The sequence below is a fragment of the Galbibacter orientalis DSM 19592 genome (genome assembly GCF_000260115.1).
GTDB lineage: Bacteria > Bacteroidota > Bacteroidia > Flavobacteriales > Flavobacteriaceae > Galbibacter > Galbibacter orientalis.
In genome coordinates this window covers 1749454-1774775 of sequence record NZ_JH651379.1, presented here as the reverse complement: position 1 = coordinate 1774775, position 25322 = coordinate 1749454, and the positions used below count along the sequence as shown (strand labels likewise).

The following is a 25322-nucleotide window of genomic DNA, read 5'->3' as shown; positions in this document are numbered from 1 at the left end:
TACTGTAATTGCCAACTGAATACTCCCGTCTTCGGTCTTCGGACTTCAGACTTTTTTTTCTCGCATTTACAACTTTGCCTCTCTGCACTTTTGCATCTTTGCCACTTTGAGTTGAAAGTAAAAAGTTATGTTGTTATAAAGTTACGATGTTACGATGAAAAAAAACTACACACTGTAACTGCCAACTGAACACTCCCGTCTTCGGTCTTCGGTTTTCTTTTTTCATTTCCTCATTTCCTCATTTCCTCATTTCCACTTTATAAATTTATAACTTTGTCCCTCTGCATCTTTGAACCTTTGCATCTTTGAGTTAAAAAGTTATGCTGTTATGAAGTTACAATGAAAAAAAACTACATACTGTAACTGCCAACTGAACACTCCCGACTTCGGTCTTCGGACTTCCGATTTTTTTTCTCGCATTTCCAAATCTTCAAATTGACACATTTATACAATTACAACTTTACATCTTTGAACCTTTAGAACCTTCAACTAAAAAAAACTTTACCTACTTTTTAACTCTCTAACTTTTTAACTTTCCTTATTTTTGTTAAAAGCCAAACCGTTTAATAACAAACATCCATGAATAAAAAATTAATAGCTCCTTCCCTATTGGCAGCCGATTTTGCCAATCTACAACGAGATATCGAAATGGTAAATACTAGTGAAGCCGATTGGTTTCATATAGATGTTATGGACGGAATGTTTGTTCCTAATATTTCATTTGGGATGCCCGTTATAAAAGCAATTGCAAAGCATGCCAAAAAAACTCTAGATACACATTTAATGATTGCTGATCCAGATAGATATATTAAAGATTTTGCAAATCTAGGGGTAGATAATCTTACGGTTCATTATGAAGCTTGTACCCATTTACACAGAACGCTACAAGCCATAAAAGCGGAAGGTATGAAAGCAGGAGTAGCATTAAACCCTCATACCAGTGTCCGTGTTTTGGAAGAAGTAATAAAAGATGTTGACCTTGTTTTAATTATGAGTGTAAATCCTGGTTTTGGCGGACAATCATTCATTGAAAATACCTACAAAAAAATAAAGCAGCTTAAAGAAATGATTCTTACCCATAATGCCACTACTCTTATTGAAATAGATGGCGGCGTAAATGCTGAAAATGCTAAAAAACTTACCGATGCTGGCGCAGATGTGTTAGTAGCTGGTAGCTTTATCTTCAGTAGTAAAAATCAACTCCAAACAATTTCAGATCTAAAAAATAAAATTGCTTAATGACGCATAAAGATTTAATCATAATAGGTGGTGGTCCTATCGGAATAGCATGTGGGTTAGAAGCAAAAAAAAGAGGAATTGACGCTCTTATTATTGAAAAAGGAGCCATCGTAAATTCGCTATTTAATTACCCAATGAATATGCAGTTTTTCTCTTCTTCTGAAAAATTGGAGATTGATGGAATTCCGTTTATCAGTAAAGAGGCAAAACCAAGAAGAAATGAGGCTTTAGAATACTACAGAAGAATAGTTACCTCAAACGACCTCGATATTAATTTATTCGAAAAAGTAACTTCTGTAACAAAAGAGAACAACAATTCTTTTGTAATAAAAACAGAAAAAGAAACTTATACCGCTAATTATGTGGTAGTTTCCACTGGATTTTATGATATTCCAAATACTCTTAATACCAAAGGAGAAGATTTACCCAAAGTGGCTCACTATTACAAAGATCCTCATTTTTATGCCATGCAAAAACTAGCCGTAATTGGAGCTAGCAATTCGGCCGTTGACGCAGCTTTAGAGTGTTATAGAAAGGGTGCAGATGTTACAATGATTGTACGCGGACCAGAAATTGGACCCCGTGTAAAATACTGGGTAAAACCTGATATTGAAAATAGAATAAAAGAAGGGAGTATAAATGCTTATTTTAACGCTACCGTTAAAGAATTTAAAGAACATAGCATTATAATAAACACTCCAGAAGGCGAAAAAACTATAGAAAACGACTTTGTTTTGGCACTAACTGGTTACAAACCCAACTTTTCGTTCTTAGAAAAAATAGGTGTTAAACTATCTGATGATGGAAAATTCTACCCTCAATACAACGAGGATACTATGGAAACAAATGTGGAAAATCTTTATTTAGCTGGGGTTATTTGTGGCGGTATGGACACCCATCTTTGGTTTATAGAAAACTCTAGAATTCATGCTAAAATGATACTAAACACAATTTCAAAAAAACAAAAGAATTAAGCTTCTGAAGTTTCAAAATTCATCATATCCTTTATAATTCCAAACAACTGAGGAAATGCTTCTTTAAATTGTTTGGGGGTTTCAATAAAGTGTTCTAAACAGACAGCAAAAAATTCAAATTTATTAGTATATGCATAACCTCTTAAATATGCTGTATTCTTCATTTTATCAATATAAGATTCGGAATGCAGCAGCTTATCAATTTTTTTTATTCCGTTAGTAAACAATATAGAACTAGAATCATTTGAATATTTAGAGCAAAAATAAATTGCATGCGCAAATTCATGAACCCCCAAATTGCTATTATTGGTATTGTTATTCATGCCAGCAATAAAATCTTCCCAAGAAAAAACAATGGTTTTTAAAAGCGGATTGAATTCTCCCAAATGATATTTCCTGTTAATCTCCGAAAAATATGCATGTGGGTAAATTATAATTTTATTTACACATGCTATTAAATAAGTACGCATTCCAAAAGAAAGCATTACAGCAACGCTAGCAATCATTATTTTCTTTTCCCGAGTAATCTCAAAACCATTAAGTCCTATAAATGTTTTATCATTTATAAACATTACCACTCTATGTCGAAAAACCCTTTTTTTATAAGCACTAAGCTTAGTATAGAATAACGAATGAGCCTTTATAACCTCAATATCTTCAGTACGTAACTTTTTAAAATATATATGGTCATAAACAATTAATGGCTTTCCGTAAATTTTGGAATAGGCAAGATCTGTGAGATTAACCCCCCAGTAGGTAAAAAGCAAGGCTGTAGGTATGCCTATAAGAAATGGAACAATCATCTAATGAAAATACTATTTTTCTTGATAAAAAAAAAGAGATAATTTACTCCAAATAAATCAATGTTTATTTTTTTTGATAGTTAATATTTAGTCTTTTTTCTTATAGCGAAGCGATCTTGTATTTATACTCGGACATTAATTTTTTTAATTATTTATAACAAATTCACACATAAAGCCTAGTGTTTACACACAAATATTAAGATAAAATTACAATTCTGAATACAAACATTATATCCTCTTTTTTGTATCTTCTTTTTAATGAAAGAGACTACAAACAGTAAAGAAAAAATTATAAATAAAGAAATTCCTTTAGCCATAAGAAAGGAAGTTATAACTGCATTAAGTTTTTATCCTGAATTAAAGGAAGTTGCTATTGAGTTTAAATTTAAAGAGAAATTACAAAAGTCGTTTATGCAAGCGCAACCCGATTTCTCTACGCTTTTAAAAAAACCTAAAAAGCGAAAGTACATTATATTTATCAGTAGTAATTTTAATATTGAGGGCGAAAAATTTAATATTAATAACGTTCCAGAGGATGTTATAATTGGATGGATTGGTCATGAATTAGGACATATTATGGATTACCTCAACCGTAGTAGTTGGAATTTATTTGTATTCGGAATTAAATATATTTTTATTGGAAAACACATTCGAGAAGCCGAAAGAACAGCCGATGTTTTTGCTGTAAGTCACGGAATGGGAGATTATATTTTAAGTACTAAAAATTTTATATTAAATCATACCAGCTTATCAGAAGCTTATAAAAATAGAATTAAGAGTTTATACTTATCTCCCGAAGATATTTTACAATTAACACAAGAGTTAAAATAATTTTATTGCTCGGAAACAAAAGCTTCCCATTCTTTAAATTTTTCTTCTCCCATTACACGCTCCATTTTTACCTGTCCGCCTTTCTTTTTATTATGCTCGTTCCAAGCATGAAATATTTCAGGTTTTACAACTTCCACTTTTACCCCTTTCAAAGCTTTTGAGCGTGCTACTTTATAATTTTTATTGGCCTCTTTTAAAGCAGCATCCAAAGCATCTGCTAATTCTTCATTACTAACTTTAGCATTTGGAGAACCGATGTACCATTTGTGGTGATATTCATCATTTATTTTTGTTGCTGCAATAGTAAACTCAGGTATTTCCATATCAAATTTCTCTTCAACCTCCTGAATAGCGTCATTCATTTTATTAACCGATAATTGAGAGCCTACAACATTTAAAAAGAATTTAGTTCTCCCAGTAATTATAATTTCTGCCCGCTCTATGTTTGTAAATTTAATAGTATCTCCAATTAAATAACGCCACGCGCCAGAGACTGTAGAAATAATTAAAACATATTCTACATTTTCTTCAACCTCACTAATATTTATAGAAGGAGCATTAGGCACTAAAGAACCATCTTGATTAATGTATTCTGGTTTAAACGGAACAAACTCAAAATAAATACCATTATCGAGTACTAATTTCATCGATTTTGTTTCTGGTCGTTCTTGATACGCCAAAAAACCTTCAGAAGCTAAATAAGTATCAATAATTGTAATAGGGTGTTTTAGTAAGGCATTAAAACTCTTTTCATATGGCCCAAACGCCACCCCTCCTGTAGTATAAACTTGTAAGTTGGGCCAAATTTCATGGATATTAGCTACACCATGATGCTCTATAACTTTTTTTATCATGAGTTCCATCCAAGAAGGAATTCCACTTAAAGCACCGATATCCCAATTTTTGGCCTCTTCTGCTATTTTTTGTACCCGCTCGTCCCAATCGTCAATTTGAGAAATTTCAACCCCTGGCTTGTAATATCCACGAAACCAAAAAGGAATATTACTAGCACTAATTCCACTTATCTCTCCTTCTAAATGTCCATTTTTTTCTTTTAGTTTAGTTGAGCTTCCAAGCATCATAATTGTTTTTTCAAAAAAATCTGCTGGAAGATCAAAATTTGCTAATGCACTTACTTGTTTGATTCCTGTTTTTCTAATAGCTTCTAGCATAGCTTCGGTTACTGGAATTCGTTTGCTCGTTTTCCCTGTAGTTCCAGAACTTAAAGCAAAATATTCTGGGTTTCCAGGCCACGTAAGATTTTCCTCCCCTTCATGCAAATACTTCCAATATTTATCATTTATAAGATTGTAATCATAATAAGGAGTATTTTCAGCAAAAGCTTCTTCTGTATTTTCAGATTCTAATATTTCATTAAAAGAATGGTCTTTTCCAAACTTGGTGTCCTTGGCTTTTTCTAGTAGTTGTTTTAAAACTATATGTTGATTTTTGCTTGCATTTTCTTCTGAAATAACGCTATCTGCCAATTCAATTATTCCTTTAATTATAGAACCTATTACTGCCATTCTTTTTTTATTTGAATTTAACTTTTTCCTTCTAAAAAAATATTAATAAAAAGATAAAATATGGATTCCTAATAAAATGTATGCTGTGCTTTAAGCATAAAAAAACCGTCGCAGGCGACGGTTTAGACGGTAAAATAAATTTCTACTCTAAAGAATCTTTTATTCCTTTTTCCCAAGGAACCATTTTAGACTCATATAAATTAACATTTTTAAGTTTTAAATCTTTGTATTGTTTCGCCAATCTTAACTTATAGGTTTCCCAGTTACGTAAAGAATCTGGCGACCAACTTATTTCGGCATAACCTAATAATCGAGGAAAAGTCATATATTCAATATCTTCCATCGTTTCTATTGTCTCCGCCCAAAGAGGAGCTTCCACCCCAATAATATCTTTCTTACTAATACTATCTACCAAAGTTGCAGGATTCCAATTGTAAGCTTTCTTTACATTAATAAGTCCCGCCCATTGCAATCCTAAAGGTGTAATACTGTCGTATTTCATATCCATATAGGATCTTGCAGAAGGCGACATAAGTACTTTTACTCCCTGTTTTACCGCAGCTTTTGCATTTTCTTTATTAGCCCAAAATTGTACAATAGAAGCTTTTTTAAGTTTTGCATGACGGATTTCGTCCCATCCAATTGGAGTTTTTCCGTATTTATAAACCATATCTTGAACTCTAGTTACAAAAGGAATATAATCTTCCAATTCTGTAGAATGCGATTCATCTCCACCAATATGAATATATGGACCAGGAGTAATCTCAACAAGTTCTTTTATAACATCCTCCACAAACTTGTAAGTAATTTCCTTATCAATACACAAAGAGCTAAACCCTACTTCTGTTCCTGTGTATAGCTCTGGTGCATTTCCATCACAATTTAACTCAGGATATGATGCTAAAGCAGCATTGGTATGCCCTGGCATATCTATTTCTGGAATAATTGTAATGTAGCGAGCAGCAGCATAATTTACAATATCCTTATACTGTTCTTGGGTATAAAAACCTCCGTCTCCCCCATCTACTTCTGTACTTCCTCCTATTTTGGTAAGTTTGGGCCACGACTTAATTTCAATTCTCCAACCTTGATCGTCTGTTAAATGTAAGTGAAGGACATTAAGCTTGTAAGAAGCCATTAAATCGATGTATCTTTTTACCTCATCAACCGAGAAGAAATGTCTTGAAACATCCAACATACTCCCGCGGTATTCATATTGAGGATAGTCTTCAATTTTTACGGCAGGAATTCCCAATCGAATTCCATCAGCATTTTCCTGTACAGAAAGTAACTGCAAAAGAGTTTGCACTCCTCTAAAAGCACCTTCAGCATCTTTTGCCTCAAGTGTTATTAAATTTTCCGAAGCAGTTATTTTATAACCCTCTTCATTTTTTATTTCAGATGAAATCTTAAAAAGCACACCACTTTTAATTTCTTCTGAAGAAGAAGCTATTTCTAAATGAAAATCGCTAATAATATGAATAGTTTCTGAAAAGTAATTAGCAACTTTTACTAATTCATCATCTCCATTTACATAGATTGGAGTACTCTCAAGGATCTCAAAAGTTCCTGGTTGACTGTCTACAGAAACTGGAATAGGAATTAAACCTATATCTTCCATACTTGTTTGAAGTTTAGGTTTTTTGCTACATGAAGCAAATATGAATAGGAATAAAAAAATGGTTTTACCTAGTGTACTCATATATTTTCCAGTCAAAGAAAATATTTTTATATAATTCTTCATTGTTTATTATTAGCTTAATTCTTTTCCTACTTTAATTAATAAATCTCTTGTTAAGGCAATTCCTTCTCTCTCTGAAACTTTGTCTCCTTCATATTCAATCCCTACAAAACCTTTATAACCAGATGCTTTTACCATTTGCATCATTTTTAAATAATCTGTATGAATTTCATTTCCATTAGCATCAAAATCGTGAGACTTAGCGCTCACAGCTTTTGCATAAGGAAGCATTTCCTTTACACCTTTATAACGGTCGTATTCCGTTTTACAACTATAATTTTCACCATATTCAGTACAGAAATTTCCAAAATCAGGAAGTGTACCACAGTTATTTTTATTTACTTCTTTCATTACATTGGCTAGCCAAGCACCATTTGAAGAAAACCCACCATGATTTTCAACTAAAATATTTATATTTTCTTTTGAAGCAAATTCAGACAATTGCGTCAAAGAATCGATTCCAGCTTTGGATGCTTCCTCCATTTTTACACCACCACCAAGATTCACTCGAATAGCATGACAGCCTAAAAATTTTGCAGCTTCTACCCATTTGTAATGATTTTCTATAGCTACTTGTCGCTTTTTAGTATCTGCATCTGCAAGTTGGCCCTCTCCATCAATCATAATAAGTACATTTTGTAACCCTTCAGACTTTGCTCTGCTATTCATTTCATTTAAATAAGCTGTATCCGTAGCCTTATCAGCAAAAAACTGATTTACATATTCGAGTCCTTCACATCCTAATTCTTTAGCATTTTTAGCAAAATCTAAATTATCCATTTCACCAGCTTTTAAAGCCCTATGAAAAGACCATTGAGCTAATGATAGTTTAAAAAATAAAGGAGCGTTTTCAACAACTTCTTTAATAGTTTCTTCGGTAGTTTTTTTAGTTTGCTCTTTACAAGCCATTGCTCCCAAAAAAGTGAGCGCTAAACTTGTCTGAGCAGTTTTGGTTACAAACTGTCTACGTTTCATTTTTGTTTTAGTTGAAATTTTAGTTAGCATTTAAGATATTCTCATAATAACACTCTATATATTAAAGTTCTCATAAGAATAAGTTTTTAAATCTATTAATAATATAAACAGAAAACAAGAAATTCACCACAAACAAATGTGATAAATACTATTATACCTGTTGTTCAATAACGCAGTTTGAAGAAAGTTAAGAATTATAAAGCTTTTTTATGATACATATCTGCAAATTGAATTTCAAGGTATGTTTGTATCTCTTCTCTACTTTTTCCGTCCTCAAGCATTGCAAATACTTTTGAAATATGGTTATCTTTAAATATTTTAAATGGCGGATTATCATTCAAAATATCATCAAAATGAATGGTCTGTAATTGCTCCATCATATAAGTGTGTGCCCTATACCTTCTCTCTTTTACCTCTAATTCTGCCAAGTCTTTATTATCTTTTGTTTTAGCACTATTTACCTTTGCTTGTAATGCAAAATATTCTTTTTCAACTTCATCATTCATTTCAACAGCTTCTATATAAAGTTTTTTAAGTCCTTGAAAAGCCAGATCATTATATGTGTCTAGAAAATCTTTATGCTTGTATAAATACTTTAAATAATCAATAGCAGCTTGTTTGTATTTCTTATCGCTATCGTTTTCTGTTTGAGATATAATTTCTTCTAAAAAAGTCAAGTTAGATTTTATTCCTTTAATCTTTAAAATGGCACTAAACTTATCCTCTTGAGAAACTGCTACCACCTGAGGACTTATACTATCATGCACGCCTTCAAAATAATATTCACGATAGGTAAAGTTAAAAATCTTATCTTTTTTATTCTTTTTGAATTTCGGCGGAAGATTAAACGAATAATTATAACCCAATGTAGCTGTAAACTCACTTAAACCAATTGCATTCTCTTGATAATTGTTATTCCTAAAAAGCTGAATTAAACTTAAATTAATGTTGTGTCTTTCCAACAATCTATAATTTGCATTGGCTCTAATATTAGTCATAGAAGTTTTACCAGAAGTATTGCTAGTTGTATTAAACGAAGACGATAAACCTGTATTTAGTTTATTTTCAAAAAATTGTTTATTAACACTCAAGGTAGGCCCAATTGTTGTAGCATCTTCTCTACCAATAGTATTGAGTGTAGCATTTACAGCACCCGTAATATTTACTTGATGTTTTGGGAAGCCTATGGTATAAGCCGTATTGAAATTATGAAAGATAGAGGCATCTCCTATTCTAACTACTCCGTTTTGTTCGTTAGCAACATCATTTACATTGTAATTAAAATTGATGTTTTGTTGTACTGTCTCTTTTTGGGATATTACATAATTTATTCCCAACATTGCCGATTGTGAAAGTTGTCTATAGTCAAGCGTATCCAAATTGTTATCCAACAAATTATCATCGTTGATATTATCAAACTGATTTACTTTTACATTGGTATAAGTTCTAAAGTTAGAGTAAGAACCGGTTATATTCAATCGTTCATTTACACTGGCTGTTGCATTTATTGACCCCACCATTCTGCTGGTGGCATTGTCTTTTTTATTATTTAAATCGTCTCGCTGATACCCCACATTAAATGAAACATTTAATATATTATTCAATGCTGTTGTAGCTCCGTTAAGAGTAATATTTTCAAAATCGTTATTAAAATAATAAGAACCTAAAGTTTGGTAACCTGGATCTATACGTTCGTAAGCAACTCCTACTGAGGATTGATCGAATACATAATTTACTCCAGCCTTGAGTGCTGTATAATATTCGGTAGAAATTTTACTATTAAATAATAAGCCTGCCATCCCACCTTTGCCTCCATTCCCATCTTGAGCCCTTAAGTCCTGTGTTATAGCACTCGATGCATACTCGGCAAAAACATCAAAATTATTATTTATTTTATAAGCTCCTTCTATACTTAATACCAAATTTTCTTTTGGTAGAACATTTTTTTGTTCAGGTACAGAATCTATGGAAGTGATAGCATCTTTGGCATAAAAGCCAATAACTCCCACTTTATACTTCTCGGTTTCATATTCGGTTTTTAGTCCGTAGCCCATACGTTTAAAAGCTGGCACCGTTCGGGAATCTTCTGTATCTTCGGTGGCTTTTAAAAGTTGTCCAGCCATAGCGCTTACTTTAAATTTTCCTTCAGGAGTTAGGTCTACACCACCTCCAGTAAATTGGTGTCCGCTTAAAGTATAAGGAGAAAAAGTCATATTTACATCTCCTATATGTGCTGTTACCCATTTATATTTGGGATGTAAGCTGAGTCTATTAAAATTAAAAGGTAATTGATAATCTAAATTCTTTCCTTGATTAGTAAAACTATAACTTATAGGCATGGCAAAGCTATACAATTGCACATTAAGTGTTCCTTGTAAAAAGTAGGTAAATGGCTCGCGCGCATTATTTTGATTGGAATTGTAATACACGCTATTAGCTGCAATATTACCAGTAACTTTTAGCGGATTTTCTTTACCAAATTGCTCCAAATCTACGCTTTGAGCCATAGCATTCCCCGCTACTATAAAAAGTAGTATGTAGAGTAGATGTTGCTTCAAGATAATTATTACATTATAGTTCTGTTTGTTCTGTTTAGGGCTGGTTTATCTTTTCAGCTTTTATAGGTTTATGTATTAGGTTTATTTATAAGTATTTATTCTTTTCTTTTTTAACTTCAATACTATATTATCTTCTTGTTATTCATACAATACTTAATGCAGTCTATTACCAGTTCTTTGCTATAGAATTTATATTTACGACTCATTCGTTTTTGTTCTGTTATTGTTTATTAATAATATCCTTACTCATAATCGGCACGAGCGTGACGCTCGCGCTAGCGGGGGGAAATGGATTTCTCTGTTTTTTACAAAAACAAATCAGATAGATTACTCTTTCTTATTAGAAGGCAAATCAATTATCTCAAAATCATGATTATCACTAAGTATTTTCACAATTCCCTTTTTCTCCAAGTCTTTTAAACATTCTGAAAGGATTATTTCATCATTCTTATTTCTAATATCTATAAAGTCCTTAAGATTCCATTTGTTTCCAAAGTTTCTGTAAAAAAATTCAAGTTTATTTACAAAATCCTCTATTTTTTTTCTCTTACTCATTTAATCAAATTTTAATGATTGAAATTTATAGTTTCTCCTGTTTCTAGATTTTTGATTTTCAACACTTTAATTTGTGAATTAGTAATAAACTGACTCCCGCCTCCTACACCCCATTCTGGGTAACTCCTTGTCAAAACCTCTATATAGTCAGCATTATTGAATTTTGCTTTAGGGAATCGAACATCATTTATAATTTGGCTACTTGAAAATTCTGCAATCCAGGTTGGCCCCGCTGCCGCACGAATCCTTTCGTGTGGTAGTTGTCTTTTATCCATAATGTTCAAATTTTATAATATTTTCTAGCATTCCCTTTTCGCCTGCATAATCCATAGCACTGCTATAAACATAATCTTCTGCCTTAAAAACCAATCCAGCCTCTACCGGATTATTATGTACATAAACTATCTTCTCATTTATCACTTTATTGCTCCATAACTCAATTGGCTTGTTATCATGCCTCCAAAATTGATGATGTTTCACATTAGAACTTTCATTAGCCGCTTTCTTAAAATTTTCTAATAAAAATTCTTTTCTACTCTCCTGTGAATTTTCTTGTATGGCTTTTACCACAGCTTTACTTGTAAAACGTTTAAAATCTCCTATTAATAGTTCAGGTTTATTCCCTTTTATGCTCCTAAAAATTAAATGAACGTGATTTGTCATGACACACCATGTAACTATTTCCATTCCTTTTTTATCTTGACAAAATTTTAGACTATCCACTACTATCTTTTTATATTCATTTCTTGTAAAAACATCAAGCCAATAAACTACTGCAAAACTCACAAAGTAAAGTCCCTCCGGATTATGAAATTTATAGTTGCGGCTCATATTTATATCTTATTACTAATATTATTACCTTGTGGAACGCGATACAATCGCGCACCAGCGGGGGGAATAAAGATATTTTTTATGATTTCAAGAAAGTTCATTATAAAACTAGACAAGCTTATTTGTAGAAGAATTTTATATAATTAACTCTCTTCTAATCAAACGACATCTTCTTTCTGGCACATGCCCTCCAAAATCTCTATAAACTAGATAATAATTAATATTATCTGTATAGACTTCACACCTTGAATTAGGAAAAAAGTCTAAAGCAATCGGATAGTTTTCAGACCAGTAATTTTCTTTAGTAGAAAATTCTGTTTGATTATCAGAATTAGAATATACCTCCCCTACTAGATTGAAATCGTTAAAATCGTTAAGGTCAAGCTTTTCCCAAGATAAATACTTTTTTGATTCATTCTTCTGAGGAATTAACTCTAAAAGTTCCGTAATTGTTATTTTTTTACTCATAGCTTCTCCCAATTAAATTGTTCTTTAAGTGATTTTATACTTTTATTATGACTAATGGGCGTAGATGCGTTTGTCTTATCAATAAGTATAGCTTCTCTATAACCTCCTGATGTTTTACCTCCAGGTTCCCAAAGTGGAAATTCTTGCCAAACTGACCCATGTAATCCTGCGAAAGTGACCCACTGAATCCTATTTAAAGTGACCCGGGTATTCCTGTCTAAATTGACCCACCTCTAGAAAGAGCATGTATTAAATAACTTGTATGGTTATAATCAAGAAAAATAACCATGGCAAACATACATTTAGACATGCGAAAAATCAAACAACTATATCGTTTACATACTCAAGGAGTTAGTAAGCGGAGCATCAGTAAACAACTTGGTATATCCAGGAATACTGTTCGCAAATACATCGAATTATTACTAAAGAGCAAGCTTACAAGTGAAGAGGTTGATAAGCTTGGTTTTGAAGATTTACGTATATTATTGCATATTGATGAGACCCACATAACGACTCGTCATGAGTATGTTTTTAAGTTATACCCAGAGGTAAGCAAACGCCTTAAAAAGGTTGGAGTTACTCGTTACATGATCTGGGAGGACTATTATCAAAATAAAAAGGTATTTATCTCTTATTCTAGATTTTGTCATTTGTATAGAGTTTGGTCTCGTACTCAAAATCCAGTCATGCGATTTAACCATAAGGCTGGGGATAAAATGTTTGTGGACTTCACAGGAAAGAAATTAGCTATCATAGATCCCGCTACTGGTTTACTAAAAGAAATGGAAGTATTTATTGCTGTACTAGGAGCAAGCGGCTATACCTATGTAGAAGCTTGTCGTTCACAAAAACGAGAGGATTTTATTGGGTGCATAGTAGGTGCATTACATTTTTTCGGAGGCGTTCCTAGAGCAATAGTAACTGATAACTTAAAGTCAGCTGTTACAAAAAGTAGCAAGTATGAGCCTATCCTTAATGAGAGTTTATTGGCTATGGCAACTCATTATGATACCACGATACTTCCAACAAGAACCTATCGTCCAAGAGATAAGGCACTAGTAGAAAATGCTGTAAAGATTATCTACACAAGAGTTTTTGCTCCATTAAATGGGAATGATTATTATACCTTAAGTGCTTTAAATGAAGCTGTATTAGAACTCACGGGGAAGCATAATAAAATTAACTTTCAAGCAAGGGACTGTTCTAGGTTAGATTTATTTACATCTTTGGAGCAAGAAGAATTATTGCCATTGCCTACAGATAAATATCAACTACGTGCCTACCTAATGGGAACAGTATATAAGACCTCTCATATCCACATTAATAAAGATAAGCATTATTACAGCGTTCCTTATCGTTATATAGGAAAGAAGGTTCGCATCATTTATACAAAAGACACCGTTGAAATTTACTATAAGCAAAAACGGATTGCTGTTCATAAAAGAGGCTTAAAACGTCATGGTTACACTACCGATAGCGAGCATATGCCTTCAACACATCGTTATGTAGCTGATTGGAATCCTGACACCTTTTTAAATTGGGCTGAAGGTATTGGAGGCCATTGTAAAACTTTCATCACTTTATTATTAGGAAAAAGACAACATCCTGAACAATCCTATAAATCTTGTGCTGGTGTATTAGGGCTAGCTAAAAAAGTTGGGAATGAACGTCTTGATAATGCTTGTAAACGAGCTTTAGATTATGAACGCATCAATTATCAAAGTGTTAAAAGTATTCTTGAAAAAGGATTGGATTTTATACAGGAAGATACCAATACAGAATCTACAATCCCTAAGCATGGAAACATCAGAGGGGGCGATTATTATAAATAATTAAATCATTATAAATTATGAATGACCAAACATTACAACAAATGAAACAACTAAGGCTATATGGCATGCATAGAGCCTTTACGACAACACTAGAAGCAAATCATCTAGCATATACTAATGATGAGCTAGTAGCGTATTTATTACAATCTGAATGGGATGATAAACACAATAGAAAAATAGAACGATTAACCAAAGCAGCCAAGTTTAGATATAAAGCTTCTGTAGAAGAGATATCTTTTGAATCCAGCCGAATGATTGACAAAAACCTATTAATTAGGTTCACATCGTGCGAGTTTATTAAAAACAAGGAAAACATACTCATTACAGGAAGCACAGGTGTTGGTAAAAGCTTTATTGCCTCAGCTATTGGATACCAAGCTTGTTCTCTAGGGTATAAAGTCAAATATTACAATATCAATAAGCTTTTTGCTAAACTCAAACTAGCTAAAGCAGACGGTTCATACATGAAAGAAATCGATAGAATAGAAAAACAGGATTTGCTCATTCTTGATGATTTTGGACTTCAAGAACTTGATACTAATAAAAGACAAGCTTTTATGGAAATCATCGAAGATAGACATGGAAAACGTGCTACTATCATAGCCTCACAACTACCAATTATGGGATGGCATCAAATTATCGGAGAACAAACTATTGCTGATGCTATTTTAGATCGACTGGTACATGCAGCACATAGAGTGGAACTTAAAGGTGAATCCATGAGAAAAAAAGAAAAAACAATGATAAATTTTATATTTTTATAAGCACAAAACTGCTCTTTTTAGAACCTGTTTTACTATGCTCAATTTAAACAGGAATGGGTGGGTCAACTTTACAGGAATTTACACTCAATCTACTAGAAGAAAAATCATCCTGAAAATCCCCTCCTAAATTCATTTGATAAATATCTTTGAAAGATAAAATTGTAGTTCCTGCTGGATAACCTAATTGCTCACTAATATCTATTGAATAATCATGAGGATTATTATCGTTAGGTGGGGTAATTCCAAGCTGACTAAAATTTAATACAGCTGTTTCTGTATAATCAGCTTCTACTGTATCTAGAATTCCATCGTTATCATCATCTAAATCACAACTATTAAGAATACCATCGTTATCAAAATCATCACAAGCTTCCGTGCCACCTACTACTCCAGCTATAAAACATTGACTGCATCCAGTTCCACATTCTTCTTGATTAATTGTAGTTGCGTCTTGTGAAGTTCCAAAATCTTGTCCTCCATTAACAATTGTTGGAACCCCATTATCATCTACCTCATTTCCAAGATTCTGATTTACAGGACCTGCTATGCCATTGTATTCTGCACCTGAATTACCTCCATTAATGCTTGAAGTTTCTAGTTGACTTGAGGTTATTCCTCCATCGCCTTCTAAGGCATCTGGGCAACCATCTCCATCGCTATCAAGGTCTAAATGATTAGGAATACCATCTCCGTCTATATCACAAATAGCAACATTTGTTTTTTCTCCAACCATAGCAACTCTATCCATAATATAATCATTATTAGTACCGCCATTTCCTGCATTCATAAAGAGTAAATAATAATTTCCTTTTCTGGTTACAGTATATGACCCTGAAATTGTTATGTAGTTTGGTGTTGCTCCATATGAAGGTAGGTCTTGAAGTGGAATTGAACTTAAGACAGCTTCTACTTCATCAGTATCTGCATTGTATAATTGCAACGTACAATTTTGTCCTGCAACTCCACCTGAACCTCGAAGTCCAGCATCATAACTGAACTTATAAGTTACTCCAGGTATGAGCTCCTGATTAAGTCTAGTTACCAAGGCATCAGTAGCGCCATTTAGTTCCATTAATGCATTTAAGGTTCCAGAATTTGTGTTATCTCCTTCTATTTCAGCAAATAATCCTGTAGTAAGTGTTGAATTTTTTTGAGTACCTGAGTAATAAAATGGAAAATTTCCACTAGAAGTCTCATAATTAAATGTACTATTTGAATAATACCAATTTGACGTAGGAGGATTGGTAGTAAAACCACCACCATCTACTAAATTTGTATAAGCTGCAGGACATTCTATTTTATCCAAAATACCATCATTATCATCGTCTAAATCTACTATATCAGGTACACCATCATTATCTGTATCTGTACAATAATTTAAATCTTTATCATATGCATATGGTAAATAATTATAATCTGGAATTCCATCATTGGCAGTACCACTATTAGCTCCATTATCTACAACATCTGCTAGACCATCGCCATTTTCATCGCCATTACCTGCTCCCTGTGTTGTATTAAATTTACTTGCTGTTTTATTTGTAGTTGCTCCAGATTCAAAAGCATCTGAGCAGCCATCATCATCACTATCTAGGTCAAATTGGTTTGGAATACCATCTTCATCTGTGTCTTCTTCACAATAAGAATATTCCACATAAAAGATGAATGCATCTTGAATACTAGAACTAGGTAATGCTGCAGTCCCTAGCATTGTTACCTGAAATGTGAATAAAGAGTTTGTATCATTAAGAATAAAACTTCCATTCTCTTCTCCCGAATCACAACTTAACACCCTTGTATTATTGGTATTATCTGTTATTCTAGAATGTATCAGTTCATTGGAATTTTTAAGAGCTATCCCTCCACATAGTTTTGTCAATGTCAAGGAATTCTGTGCTATCAACTGTACAGATGTAAACTTAGTAGGAGAACCTGCACTTCCCCCCATACCCAAAATGTGGATTTTAGGGGATTTAATATTGAGTGGCTGGCCACTTGCGTCAGTAAACGATATCTCAAATGTTCCTGAAGAAGAGCCTCCCCCATTTCCAGCGCCAAAATTCATATTTCTCCCCGAATTCAAGTCTTCTCCAGTCTCAGTACATGTACTACAACCAGTCCTACTATTGTTCCCTGCGTTGGTACCGTTATCCCAAAATGTAGAATAATTACCCAAAGTAATGGTGGTGGCTATACCTGTTAATGGATCTACAGATGTATACACCCCATTTCCTTCGTCTACCCAGTTGCGGGTTATGTGATTAGTAATACATCCTTCGACGGTATCCAAAATCCCATCGTTATCATCATCTAAATCACAACTATTCAAAATACCATCACCATCAAAGTCATCACAAGCTTCAGAGCCACCAACTACTCCAGCTACAGAACATTGACTACATCCAGTACCATCACCGCATTCTTCTTCATTAATTGTTGTAGCATCTTGTGAGGTTCCAATAGCTTGACCATTATTAGCAATTGTTGGCACCCCTTCATCATCTACCCCATTTCCAAGATTCTGATTTACAGGGCCTGCTATACCATTATATCCTGAACCAGTATTTCCTCCATTAATATTAGAGGTTTGTAATTGACCTGAGGTTATTCCTCCATCGCCCTCTAAGGCATCAGGGCAACCATCTCCATCGCTATCAAGATCTTGATGGTTTGGAAGACCATCATTGTCCGTATCAATTGGAGTACATGTAAGGTTAGTTTCTCCATTTACATTAAACTCTCTAAAAAGTCCATCGCTTGTACCTCCTGCAGAAGTAGGAGCTACAAACTCTAATATCACTTCCGCTGTTTCAGAAGTAGGTGTAAAAGAAACTGTTTTATAACCATGATCTACTGTGTATGCTGGAGGAGGATCTGGTTGTCCTTTTGTTGTGGTATATGAAAATAAAGAAGTTCCATTCACCTTTAACGTAACATTTTGACTTCTAATGTTTTGAGGATTCAAACTATAATATCTGAACCTTAACGTATTAACTACATTTGGATTTAAATCTGATAAAGAAAATTTATAAGATTCTGTTCCCGTATCTCTATAACTGGCTACTCTTATCCCTGTATTCTCACTATATTGTTTATAACTATCTCCGTGTTTATTAGTCCATACTCCATCATAATCTTTTAACAATAAGCCATTACTTGTACACTCTTGTTCATCTATATCTAAGATACCATCGTTATCATCATCTGAATCAGAAGCATTACAAAATCCATCACCATCTAAGTCATCACAAGCTGTTGGAACTGCACCGCATTCTTCTTCATTAATTGCAGAAGCATTTTGTGAAGTTCCAACAGCTTGTCCTCCATTAGCGATTGTTGGTATCCCAGTGTCACCCACATTATTTCCAAGATTATCTATTACAGGACCTGCGGTACCATTGTATTCTGCTCCTGTATTTCCTCCATTAATGTTAGAGGTTTGTAATTGATTTGAAGTTATTCCTCCATCGCCTTCTAAAGCATCTGGGCAACCATCTCCATCACTATCAAGATCTTGATGGTTTGGAAGACCATCATTGTCCGTATCAATTGAATCACAAGTAAGCTCATTTCCCTCTTGTCTAATCTCTGCATTAGAAAAATGTATTTCTGGAAGGTGGTTACAATACCCATTAAATCTTTCAAAAGTAGTTCGAACGGTAACTGTTCCTGAAGGAGAATTAGGAGTAAATGTATAATATTTAATATCTCTTTCTCCTGATGCACTAGTATATTCTATTCCCTGAACTATTGTTGTTCTAATTAAGGTATTGTTAACATATATTCTAGTAGTAAGCCTGACATCTGCATCATTTACACCATATACTCCATGACTACCATTAACATTTGAATAAACAAAACGATGTTGAAATATTGCCTCTTTTGATGTATCTAAACCAGCATAGGTAAAAACCGCCTCATAAGTTCCTGGTATATCATTTTGAGATTCTAGATAACCCCTAGGTCCAAAATGGGTATAACTATTTAAAAGACCATTGCAATAAGGAGTCCCTTCTTCTGGTATGTTTTCTCTACTAGAAACCAAATCTGTTATAACAATATTATTAACACAATTCGAACTCTCATTAGTATCTAGAATTCCATCATTATCATCATCTAAATCATCTTTATTAAGTACAGTGTCTCCATCTAAGTCATCATTAGGGCCTGTTTGTAAAGTATAAGGATAATCTTTTAAAAAACTAAAATTAGCCTTAACACCTACTTCTAACACCCAATCTCCATCTTTTCCTGTAAGATTAGTAGATGCAGAAACTTTTACATCTAATTTACTTTCTATGTATTTAACTGCATTTATCCCTTCTTCTCCTTTAGCAAATTCACAACCATAAATATTTAAGTTTTGAATTTTGAATTCTGAGTTTTGAATTTTAGGTTTGAGAAAGTCAGTAATTTGCTCGGCGTTCAGCCATTTACCTTCTATCAATAATTGTCCTGGACGACCATGAGTTATTAAATGATAAGTTCTTGAATCTAAATTCTTATTTATAACAAGAAAACTATCACTCTTCTTAACAGCAATATCTATATATACAGTCTCAGATGAGCTTTTTGAAAAAGTAAAGCTCACTATAAACATGTATATAATAAGTATTATGATATATTTAATTCTGCACATAAAATTGGTTCATTAATTGTTATAAAAAATTTAGATTTCAGTATTAATCTTCCTTTACAACAAATACTATATTCATAAAAGACCCCTCATAGATATCTGCTCCTGCTATAACATCATACGTAAGCACTCCAGCTGCTGAAACAGCAACATTTTCAAATACTTCTTCATCATACCATGTAATATGATATGCTAACTCATCAGCTGGTAAAACTGGTATAGCTACATCTAATGAAGTATCACTACTTGCCTGAGGTGTTCCAAATTGATCGATATATTTTGCATGAAGATCTATTGTTCCAAATGTATCTCCAGCAGGAACCTGCTCTGCAATAACTGGTATTAAAACAGATGGCATAAAGAAAAACTTAGGTAAGGTTGCCTTTAATGATTTTATGATTCCATTTGCATCGGCTACTAACACACGGTCTTTTTGTCCTGTTGTAGCAGCTTCTATGGTTCCTACATTTGTATTAACCTCACGTATTCTTGCGCTCCCAGTTTTAATATCTAAGCTCTCGGTAGTTGTTTCTCCTGAAAAATCTCCGATCCCTATTTTTCCCTTTTGATAAATGTTTTCTGTATTGCTTATTGCTGGAGTAGAAGTATTTTCCACATTCCAAGGTTCTTTACTCTCAAGATAATCCTCAATGGTAGTAAATGTCTCTCCATTGATAGTAACTGGGCCGCTGTTAACGATATTTTCAAAATTGTTTACTACACCACCTACAATATCAATTGCATAAATTCCTGTTGGTAAAGATGCAGGATCCCATCCATCAGCATCTGTACTTGTAGGGGCTGTTTGATTATTTGCCGCTAAATAAGCTTCCGATACGTAGTATAATTCGCTTTTATCGGTTGTACTTACTAAAATAGTCTGACTCTCATTAGCGCTTACGATGTTTTCTAAATATTCTTCAACAGTAGTATACGTATCTCCATTAATAGTAACTGGGCCGCTGTTAACGATATTTTCAAAATTGTTTACTACCCCGCCTACAATATCAATTGCATAAATTCCTGCTGGTAAAGATGCAGGATCCCATCCATCAGCATCTGTACTTGTAGGGGCTGTTTGGTTATTTGCCGCTAAATAAGCTTCCGATACATAGTATAATTCGCTTTTATCGGTTGTACTAACTAAAATAGTCTGACTCTCATTAGCGCTTACGATGTTTTCTAAATATTCTTCAACAGTAGTATACGTATCTCCATTGATAGTAACTGGGCCGCTGTTAACGATATTTTCAAAATTGTTTACTACACCACCTACAATATCAATTGCATAAATTCCTGTTGGTAAAGATGCAGGATCCCATCCATCAGCATCTGTACTTGTAGGGGCTGTTTGATTATTTGCCGCTAAATAAGCTTCCGATACATAGTATAATTCGCTTTTATCGGTTGTACTTACTAAAATAGTCTGACTCTCATTAGCGCTTACGATGTTTTCTAAATATTCTTCAACAGTAGTATACGTATCTCCATTGATAGTAACTGGGCCGCTGTTAACGATATTTTCAAAATTGTTTACTACCCCGCCTACAATATCAATTGCATAAATTCCTGCTGGTAAAGATGCAGGATCCCATCCATCAGCATCTGTACTTGTAGGGGCTGTTTGATTATTTGCCGCTAAATAAGCTTCCGATACATAGTATAATTCGCTTTTATCGGTTGTACTTACTAAAATAGTCTGACTCTCATTAGCGCTTACGATATTTTCTAAATATTCTTCAACAGTAGTATACGTATCTCCATTAATAGTAACTGGGCCGCTGTTAACGATATTTTCAAAATTGTTTACTACACCACCTGCAATATCAATTGCATAAATTCCTGTTGGTAAAGATGTAGGATCCCATCCATCAGCATCTGTACTTGTAGGGGCTGTTTGATTATTTGCCGCTAAATAAGCTTCCGATACGTAGTATAATTCGCTTTTATCGGTTGTACTTACTAAAATAGTCTGACTCTCATCATCTCCAACATTTGATTGAACCCAAACTGCATCATCCGTAGTAGGGTCTCCATCAGGGTCATTAACAAATGTATAAACATCTCCTGTAGACTCATCTACATAAATATCTCCTGCATCACCTGTCGTATTATTATTATTTGGATTACCTGTTCCGCTTTGACTTACATCAAAGGTTTCTACAGTGCCATCAACTGCTGTATGTGTTGCTTTTCCGTCTACTACACTTAAACTGTCTGTGCTTTGCTCCCACTCACCTGTAGTTTCATTATATACATAAGTATTACCTGTGGAATTATCAATATATACATCACCGTCGTTCCCAGAAGTGTTGTTATCGTTAGGATCTCCTTCATCTATAATTAAGTTATCTCCTGCTACCTGAACCCAAGTTGTTCCATTGTGTGTATAAACATCTCCTGTAGACTCATCTACATAAATATCTCCTGCATCACCTGTTGTATTGTTATTATTTGGATTACCTGTTCCACTTTGACTTACATCAAAGGTTTCTACTGTGCCATCTACTGCCGTGTGTGTTGCTTTTCCGTCTACTACACTTAAACTGTCTGTGTTTTGTTCCCACTCGCCTGTAGTTTCATTATATACATAGGTATTACCTGTGGAATTATCAATATATACATCCCCTTCGTTTCCTTCAGTGTTGTTATCGTTAGGATCTCCTTCATCTATAATTAAGTTATCTCCTGCTACCTGAACCCAAGTTGTTCCATTGTGTGTATAAACATCTCCTGTAGACTCATCTACATAAATATCTCCTGCATCACCTGTTGTGTTATTATTATTTGGATTACCTGTTCCGCTTTGACTTACATCAAAGGTTTCTACTGTGCCATCAACTGCTGTATGTGTTGCTTTTCCGTCTACTACACTTAAACTGTCTGTGTTTTGTTCCCACTCGCCTGTAGTTTCATTATACACATACGTGTCGCCTGTAGAGTTATCGATATATACATCCCCTTCGTTTCCAGAGGTGTTGTTATCGTTAGGGTCTCCTTCATCTATAATTAAGTTATCTCCTGCTACCTGAACCCAAGTTATTCCATTGTGTGTATAAACATCTCCTGTAGACTCATCTACATAAATATCTCCCGCACCACCTGTTGTATTGTTATTATTTGGATTACCTGTTCCACTTTGTGTAACTTTAAAGGTAGTTTTAGTATCATCTTCAGAAGTATGTGTATACGTTCCATCTCCATTATCTTTTAAAACAGTTATTGTTTCATTCGCTTTAACGATATCACCTAAGTTGATTGTTTGCTCAGCACCATTTTCATCTATATATGTAAAGTTATTACCATCATAATAAACATTACCACCTATACTATTAATTAAGTTAGTAATCTCATTCCTTACATTTTCATTTTTGACAATATCTTGAAATTGGTTGATTACATCTGCAGGAACATTAATAGTAGTTACCGTTCCATCTTCAGAAGTATGCGTATACGTTCCATCTCCGTTATCCTTTATAACAGTTACGGTTTCATTAGCCTTTACAATATCTTCAAAACTTATATTTTGAAGATTCCCTTCATTGTCAATATAGTTAAATGTCTCCTCTAATGGATTGTAAATAACAATGTTATCTGGGAGATCCCCAGTACCATTAACATCGTTTGCATTAAGAATACGAAGCCATTTATCTACATACCAATAATAGTACCCCGGTATTAAATCGGTAGTAGTAGCTGTATTAAAAACTAACAAACTGTTAACATTACCGTTAACTATAGTACTTGAATCTGTTGTACTTTTGAGTGCAAGTCTCGGAATAAGCAACCCCTTGTCTTGGGCTTCAACATCTAGTTGAGAGGAACTATTGGGATATGTATTTCCTATCCCAACTTGAGAATAGGAAAAATAGCCAATAGTTAATGCTAGAAAAAGTAATAATTTTTTCATTCGTTATATCGTAATTTATTTTATATAGTTTAGCCTTCACTTATTAAGAAACCCAATCATCATTTTCGTCACTCATAATTGACTCCTATTAGACTAAAAGCGATATAAAATCGATAAACTACTTACAAAACCTTCTTTTTCATCCTAAAAATCATAAAGAATTCTCTTTCAAATCATTATTAATAGTATTAAAAACTTTAATTTTTGAACTATTCTTAAAGAATGAAGATATATTTTAACTTAATAAAAATATTTAAAAAAAATAGACTAAATTCTAATAATACTCAAGTAAATTAGAGTGTAAAAACAACTACTACCTAGTTGAAAAAAATCTACATTACGCTATGATTTTAGCCCTCAGTATAGCTTAGTAAGCAGTTTAAATTTGTAACTTAAAAGCTGAATATTAAAATTGAAGAGAAATTACATTGTGTAGTCTTTAATAATAAACTAGCACGCTTACGTATATAAAGTAAAACTTAGAATTATAAAAAGTAGGAAACTAGTTTGAAAATAATTTAGCCTTCTCTATTTTAAGAGAAGGCTATTATACTATTGTAAAACCTTAACTAATTTATGTTTAAGGATTTGTTATTTTTAAATCAGCACCTTTCATTGTTTTGGTATCGATTTTGGTATTCAAGATATTTAAAATAGTAGGTGCAATTTGATTACTGTATAATTGCTCATCATGTTTAACTTCTCCCAATGTATTTACATTAGCACCAAAAGCAATTAACCACACCTCATCTGCTCCCTTAATATCTCTTCCGTGACTTCTCCATGTTTTTAAAGGCGTTGTACCACGACCATGATCTGTAGTAATTATAAAAGTTGTATTGTCTTTATAAAAAGGATCTGCTTGTACATATTCCCATAAATCTTTTATAAAAGAATCTGTAGTATGTGCCGATTTTAAATATGCTTCATAATGACCATCATGCGCAAAATCGTCTGTTTCTCCGTAGGAAATATAAACTACCTTAGGATGCTCTTTTTGTATGTATTCTTTTGCATAGTGATGCGTAAAAGCATCCAAACGAACACTCCCCCATGGGCTAGGAATTTCAGTCTGCAATTGATTTAAAAACTCTTCTTTTTCGGTTAAGTCACCTTCAGCATTTCTAAACCCTGCATTTACAGGGATTCCACTTCTTTCATCATTAATTATAAAAGGAAACACATCCCAACTCCCAAAGGCTGCTACCTTATCTTTAAAATCTGCTGTGTTATTTAGCAACTCTAAAATAGTAATATTAGCATTATAAATCTTATCATTACTCTTTATGTTTACATCATCTGCAGCCCCTGTTAAAATTTCATTATAACCAGGGTAAGAAAACCACATCGTGTTTGTTAAATTCACCTTACTTCCTACATTTCTATTTCCATGAATCTGTCCGCTTTCAGCTACAAAATTCCATACAAATGGAAAAAGTGCAGTTCTACGTTCTTCTGGAGTTTCCTTCCAAAACATTCTCTTTAACCCTTCTGGATTAGCTACATATTCTTTGTTAGCAACTAACTTCTCATCTGCTCCAGTAAATAGCTCCTGCCAACGAAGGCCATCTAACGTAATTAAAATTACTTTCTGATCTTTATCTTGTGCCGAAATAAAGCTCGTTATTAATAAAAGTAGTAAACTTATCTTTTTCATTTGTTAATATTTATTGATTTAA

The 25322-nt window shown here is 33.4% G+C and carries 17 protein-coding genes; 5 read left to right on the top strand and 12 right to left on the bottom strand.

All coding sequences use genetic code 11. From position 1 onward, the window contains the following. The first annotated feature begins 579 nt into the window (after positions 1 to 579). Positions 580 to 1239 (top strand): ribulose-phosphate 3-epimerase, encoded by a 660-nt coding sequence (rpe, locus tag JOOMADRAFT_RS07840; protein WP_008612439.1) that lies wholly within the window; start codon positions 580 to 582, stop codon positions 1237 to 1239. After that, the gene (locus tag JOOMADRAFT_RS07835) at positions 1239 to 2213 is read left to right on the top strand and encodes a YpdA family putative bacillithiol disulfide reductase (RefSeq protein ID WP_008612438.1); all 975 of its coding nucleotides are present in this window, start codon (positions 1239 to 1241) and stop codon (positions 2211 to 2213) included. Before rpe ends, JOOMADRAFT_RS07835 begins: the two co-directional genes overlap by 1 nt. Here the strand turns inward: JOOMADRAFT_RS07835 and JOOMADRAFT_RS07830 are convergent. Beyond that, the gene (locus JOOMADRAFT_RS07830) at positions 2210 to 3016 is read right to left on the bottom strand and encodes a zinc-dependent peptidase (RefSeq protein ID WP_008612437.1); all 807 of its coding nucleotides are present in this window, start codon (positions 3014 to 3016) and stop codon (positions 2210 to 2212) included. The two genes, JOOMADRAFT_RS07835 and JOOMADRAFT_RS07830, sit on opposite strands and share 4 nt — an antisense overlap. A gap of 258 nt (positions 3017 to 3274) precedes the next feature. Between JOOMADRAFT_RS07830 and JOOMADRAFT_RS07825 the strand changes: the two genes are divergently transcribed. After that, entirely contained in the window at positions 3275 to 3847 is a 573-nt protein-coding gene (locus tag JOOMADRAFT_RS07825; protein ID WP_008612436.1) for a hypothetical protein, read from the top strand. Between the two features lie 2 nt (positions 3848 to 3849). On the opposite strand, the gene JOOMADRAFT_RS07820 is transcribed toward JOOMADRAFT_RS07825, so the two are convergent. The 8 genes from JOOMADRAFT_RS07820 to JOOMADRAFT_RS07785 form a co-directional block, all read right to left on the bottom strand. Then, positions 3850 to 5373: a GH3 family domain-containing protein gene (locus JOOMADRAFT_RS07820; protein ID WP_008612435.1), complete on the bottom strand. Its 1524-nt coding sequence runs from the start codon at positions 5371 to 5373 to the stop codon at positions 3850 to 3852. 142 nt (positions 5374 to 5515) lie between these two features. Continuing rightward, positions 5516 to 7117, bottom strand: coding sequence for a beta-N-acetylhexosaminidase (locus tag JOOMADRAFT_RS07815; protein ID WP_008612434.1), 1602 nt, complete (start codon positions 7115 to 7117; stop codon positions 5516 to 5518). Between the two features lie 9 nt (positions 7118 to 7126). Next, positions 7127 to 8089: a sugar phosphate isomerase/epimerase family protein gene (locus JOOMADRAFT_RS07810; RefSeq protein WP_008612433.1), complete on the bottom strand. Its 963-nt coding sequence runs from the start codon at positions 8087 to 8089 to the stop codon at positions 7127 to 7129. A gap of 194 nt (positions 8090 to 8283) precedes the next feature. Beyond that, positions 8284 to 10596 (bottom strand): porin family protein, encoded by a 2313-nt coding sequence (locus JOOMADRAFT_RS07805; RefSeq protein WP_157136744.1) that lies wholly within the window; start codon positions 10594 to 10596, stop codon positions 8284 to 8286. 378 nt (positions 10597 to 10974) lie between these two features. After that, positions 10975 to 11202 carry a hypothetical protein gene (locus tag JOOMADRAFT_RS07800; RefSeq protein WP_008612431.1) on the bottom strand — a complete coding sequence of 76 codons (228 nt, stop codon included), beginning with the start codon at positions 11200 to 11202 and terminating at the stop codon, positions 10975 to 10977. 11 nt (positions 11203 to 11213) lie between these two features. Beyond that, positions 11214 to 11477, bottom strand: coding sequence for a hypothetical protein (locus JOOMADRAFT_RS07795; RefSeq protein ID WP_008612430.1), 264 nt, complete (start codon positions 11475 to 11477; stop codon positions 11214 to 11216). Continuing rightward, the gene (locus JOOMADRAFT_RS07790) at positions 11470 to 12033 is read right to left on the bottom strand and encodes an REP-associated tyrosine transposase (RefSeq protein ID WP_008612429.1); all 564 of its coding nucleotides are present in this window, start codon (positions 12031 to 12033) and stop codon (positions 11470 to 11472) included. Before JOOMADRAFT_RS07790 ends, JOOMADRAFT_RS07795 begins: the two co-directional genes overlap by 8 nt. 135 nt (positions 12034 to 12168) lie before the next feature. Beyond that, entirely contained in the window at positions 12169 to 12501 is a 333-nt protein-coding gene (locus JOOMADRAFT_RS07785; protein ID WP_008612427.1) for a hypothetical protein, read from the bottom strand. Between the two features lie 287 nt (positions 12502 to 12788). Here JOOMADRAFT_RS07785 and istA point away from each other — a divergent pair, with 287 nt between their 5' ends. Both istA and istB read left to right on the top strand, forming a co-directional pair. Further along, the gene (gene istA, locus JOOMADRAFT_RS07780; RefSeq protein ID WP_008610833.1) at positions 12789 to 14333 is read left to right on the top strand and encodes an IS21 family transposase; all 1545 of its coding nucleotides are present in this window, start codon (positions 12789 to 12791) and stop codon (positions 14331 to 14333) included. Positions 14334 to 14350: 17 nt separating this feature from the next. After that, entirely contained in the window at positions 14351 to 15097 is a 747-nt protein-coding gene (istB, locus tag JOOMADRAFT_RS07775) for an IS21-like element helper ATPase IstB (RefSeq protein ID WP_008610832.1), read from the top strand. 43 nt (positions 15098 to 15140) lie between these two features. Here istB and JOOMADRAFT_RS07770 read toward each other — a convergent pair whose 3' ends face one another. The 3 genes from JOOMADRAFT_RS07770 to JOOMADRAFT_RS07760 form a co-directional block, all read right to left on the bottom strand. Then, a complete protein-coding gene (locus JOOMADRAFT_RS07770; protein WP_157136663.1) occupies positions 15141 to 19688 on the bottom strand; it encodes a DUF4347 domain-containing protein in 4548 nt (1515 codons plus the stop codon). Positions 19689 to 19779: 91 nt separating this feature from the next. Beyond that, a complete protein-coding gene (locus tag JOOMADRAFT_RS19665) occupies positions 19780 to 23643 on the bottom strand; it encodes a hypothetical protein (RefSeq protein ID WP_008612423.1) in 3864 nt (1287 codons plus the stop codon). Between the two features lie 580 nt (positions 23644 to 24223). Next, positions 24224 to 25300: an alkaline phosphatase family protein gene (locus JOOMADRAFT_RS07760; RefSeq protein ID WP_008612422.1), complete on the bottom strand. Its 1077-nt coding sequence runs from the start codon at positions 25298 to 25300 to the stop codon at positions 24224 to 24226. Between the last annotated feature and the right edge of the window lie 22 nt (positions 25301 to 25322).

What these genes read in the sequence shown, in the direction of transcription:
- istA (WP_008610833.1), top strand. Translation starts at nt 12,789, where the DNA reads ATGGCAAACATACATTTAGACATGCGAAAAATCAAACAACTATATCGT.
- JOOMADRAFT_RS07790 (WP_008612429.1), bottom strand. Translation starts at nt 12,033, where the DNA reads ATGAGCCGCAACTATAAATTTCATAATCCGGAGGGACTTTACTTTGTG.
- JOOMADRAFT_RS07760 (WP_008612422.1), bottom strand. Translation starts at nt 25,300, where the DNA reads ATGAAAAAGATAAGTTTACTACTTTTATTAATAACGAGCTTTATTTCG.
- JOOMADRAFT_RS07800 (WP_008612431.1), bottom strand. Translation starts at nt 11,202, where the DNA reads ATGAGTAAGAGAAAAAAAATAGAGGATTTTGTAAATAAACTTGAATTT.
- JOOMADRAFT_RS07830 (WP_008612437.1), bottom strand. Translation starts at nt 3,016, where the DNA reads ATGATTGTTCCATTTCTTATAGGCATACCTACAGCCTTGCTTTTTACC.
- istB (WP_008610832.1), top strand. Translation starts at nt 14,351, where the DNA reads ATGAATGACCAAACATTACAACAAATGAAACAACTAAGGCTATATGGC.
- JOOMADRAFT_RS19665 (WP_008612423.1), bottom strand. Translation starts at nt 23,643, where the DNA reads ATGAAAAAATTATTACTTTTTCTAGCATTAACTATTGGCTATTTTTCC.
- JOOMADRAFT_RS07835 (WP_008612438.1), top strand. Translation starts at nt 1,239, where the DNA reads ATGACGCATAAAGATTTAATCATAATAGGTGGTGGTCCTATCGGAATA.
- JOOMADRAFT_RS07805 (WP_157136744.1), bottom strand. Translation starts at nt 10,596, where the DNA reads ATGGCTCAAAGCGTAGATTTGGAGCAATTTGGTAAAGAAAATCCGCTA.
- JOOMADRAFT_RS07810 (WP_008612433.1), bottom strand. Translation starts at nt 8,089, where the DNA reads ATGAAACGTAGACAGTTTGTAACCAAAACTGCTCAGACAAGTTTAGCG.
- JOOMADRAFT_RS07785 (WP_008612427.1), bottom strand. Translation starts at nt 12,501, where the DNA reads ATGAGTAAAAAAATAACAATTACGGAACTTTTAGAGTTAATTCCTCAG.
- JOOMADRAFT_RS07795 (WP_008612430.1), bottom strand. Translation starts at nt 11,477, where the DNA reads ATGGATAAAAGACAACTACCACACGAAAGGATTCGTGCGGCAGCGGGG.
- JOOMADRAFT_RS07825 (WP_008612436.1), top strand. Translation starts at nt 3,275, where the DNA reads ATGAAAGAGACTACAAACAGTAAAGAAAAAATTATAAATAAAGAAATT.
- JOOMADRAFT_RS07815 (WP_008612434.1), bottom strand. Translation starts at nt 7,117, where the DNA reads ATGAAGAATTATATAAAAATATTTTCTTTGACTGGAAAATATATGAGT.
- JOOMADRAFT_RS07820 (WP_008612435.1), bottom strand. Translation starts at nt 5,373, where the DNA reads ATGGCAGTAATAGGTTCTATAATTAAAGGAATAATTGAATTGGCAGAT.
- rpe (WP_008612439.1), top strand. Translation starts at nt 580, where the DNA reads ATGAATAAAAAATTAATAGCTCCTTCCCTATTGGCAGCCGATTTTGCC.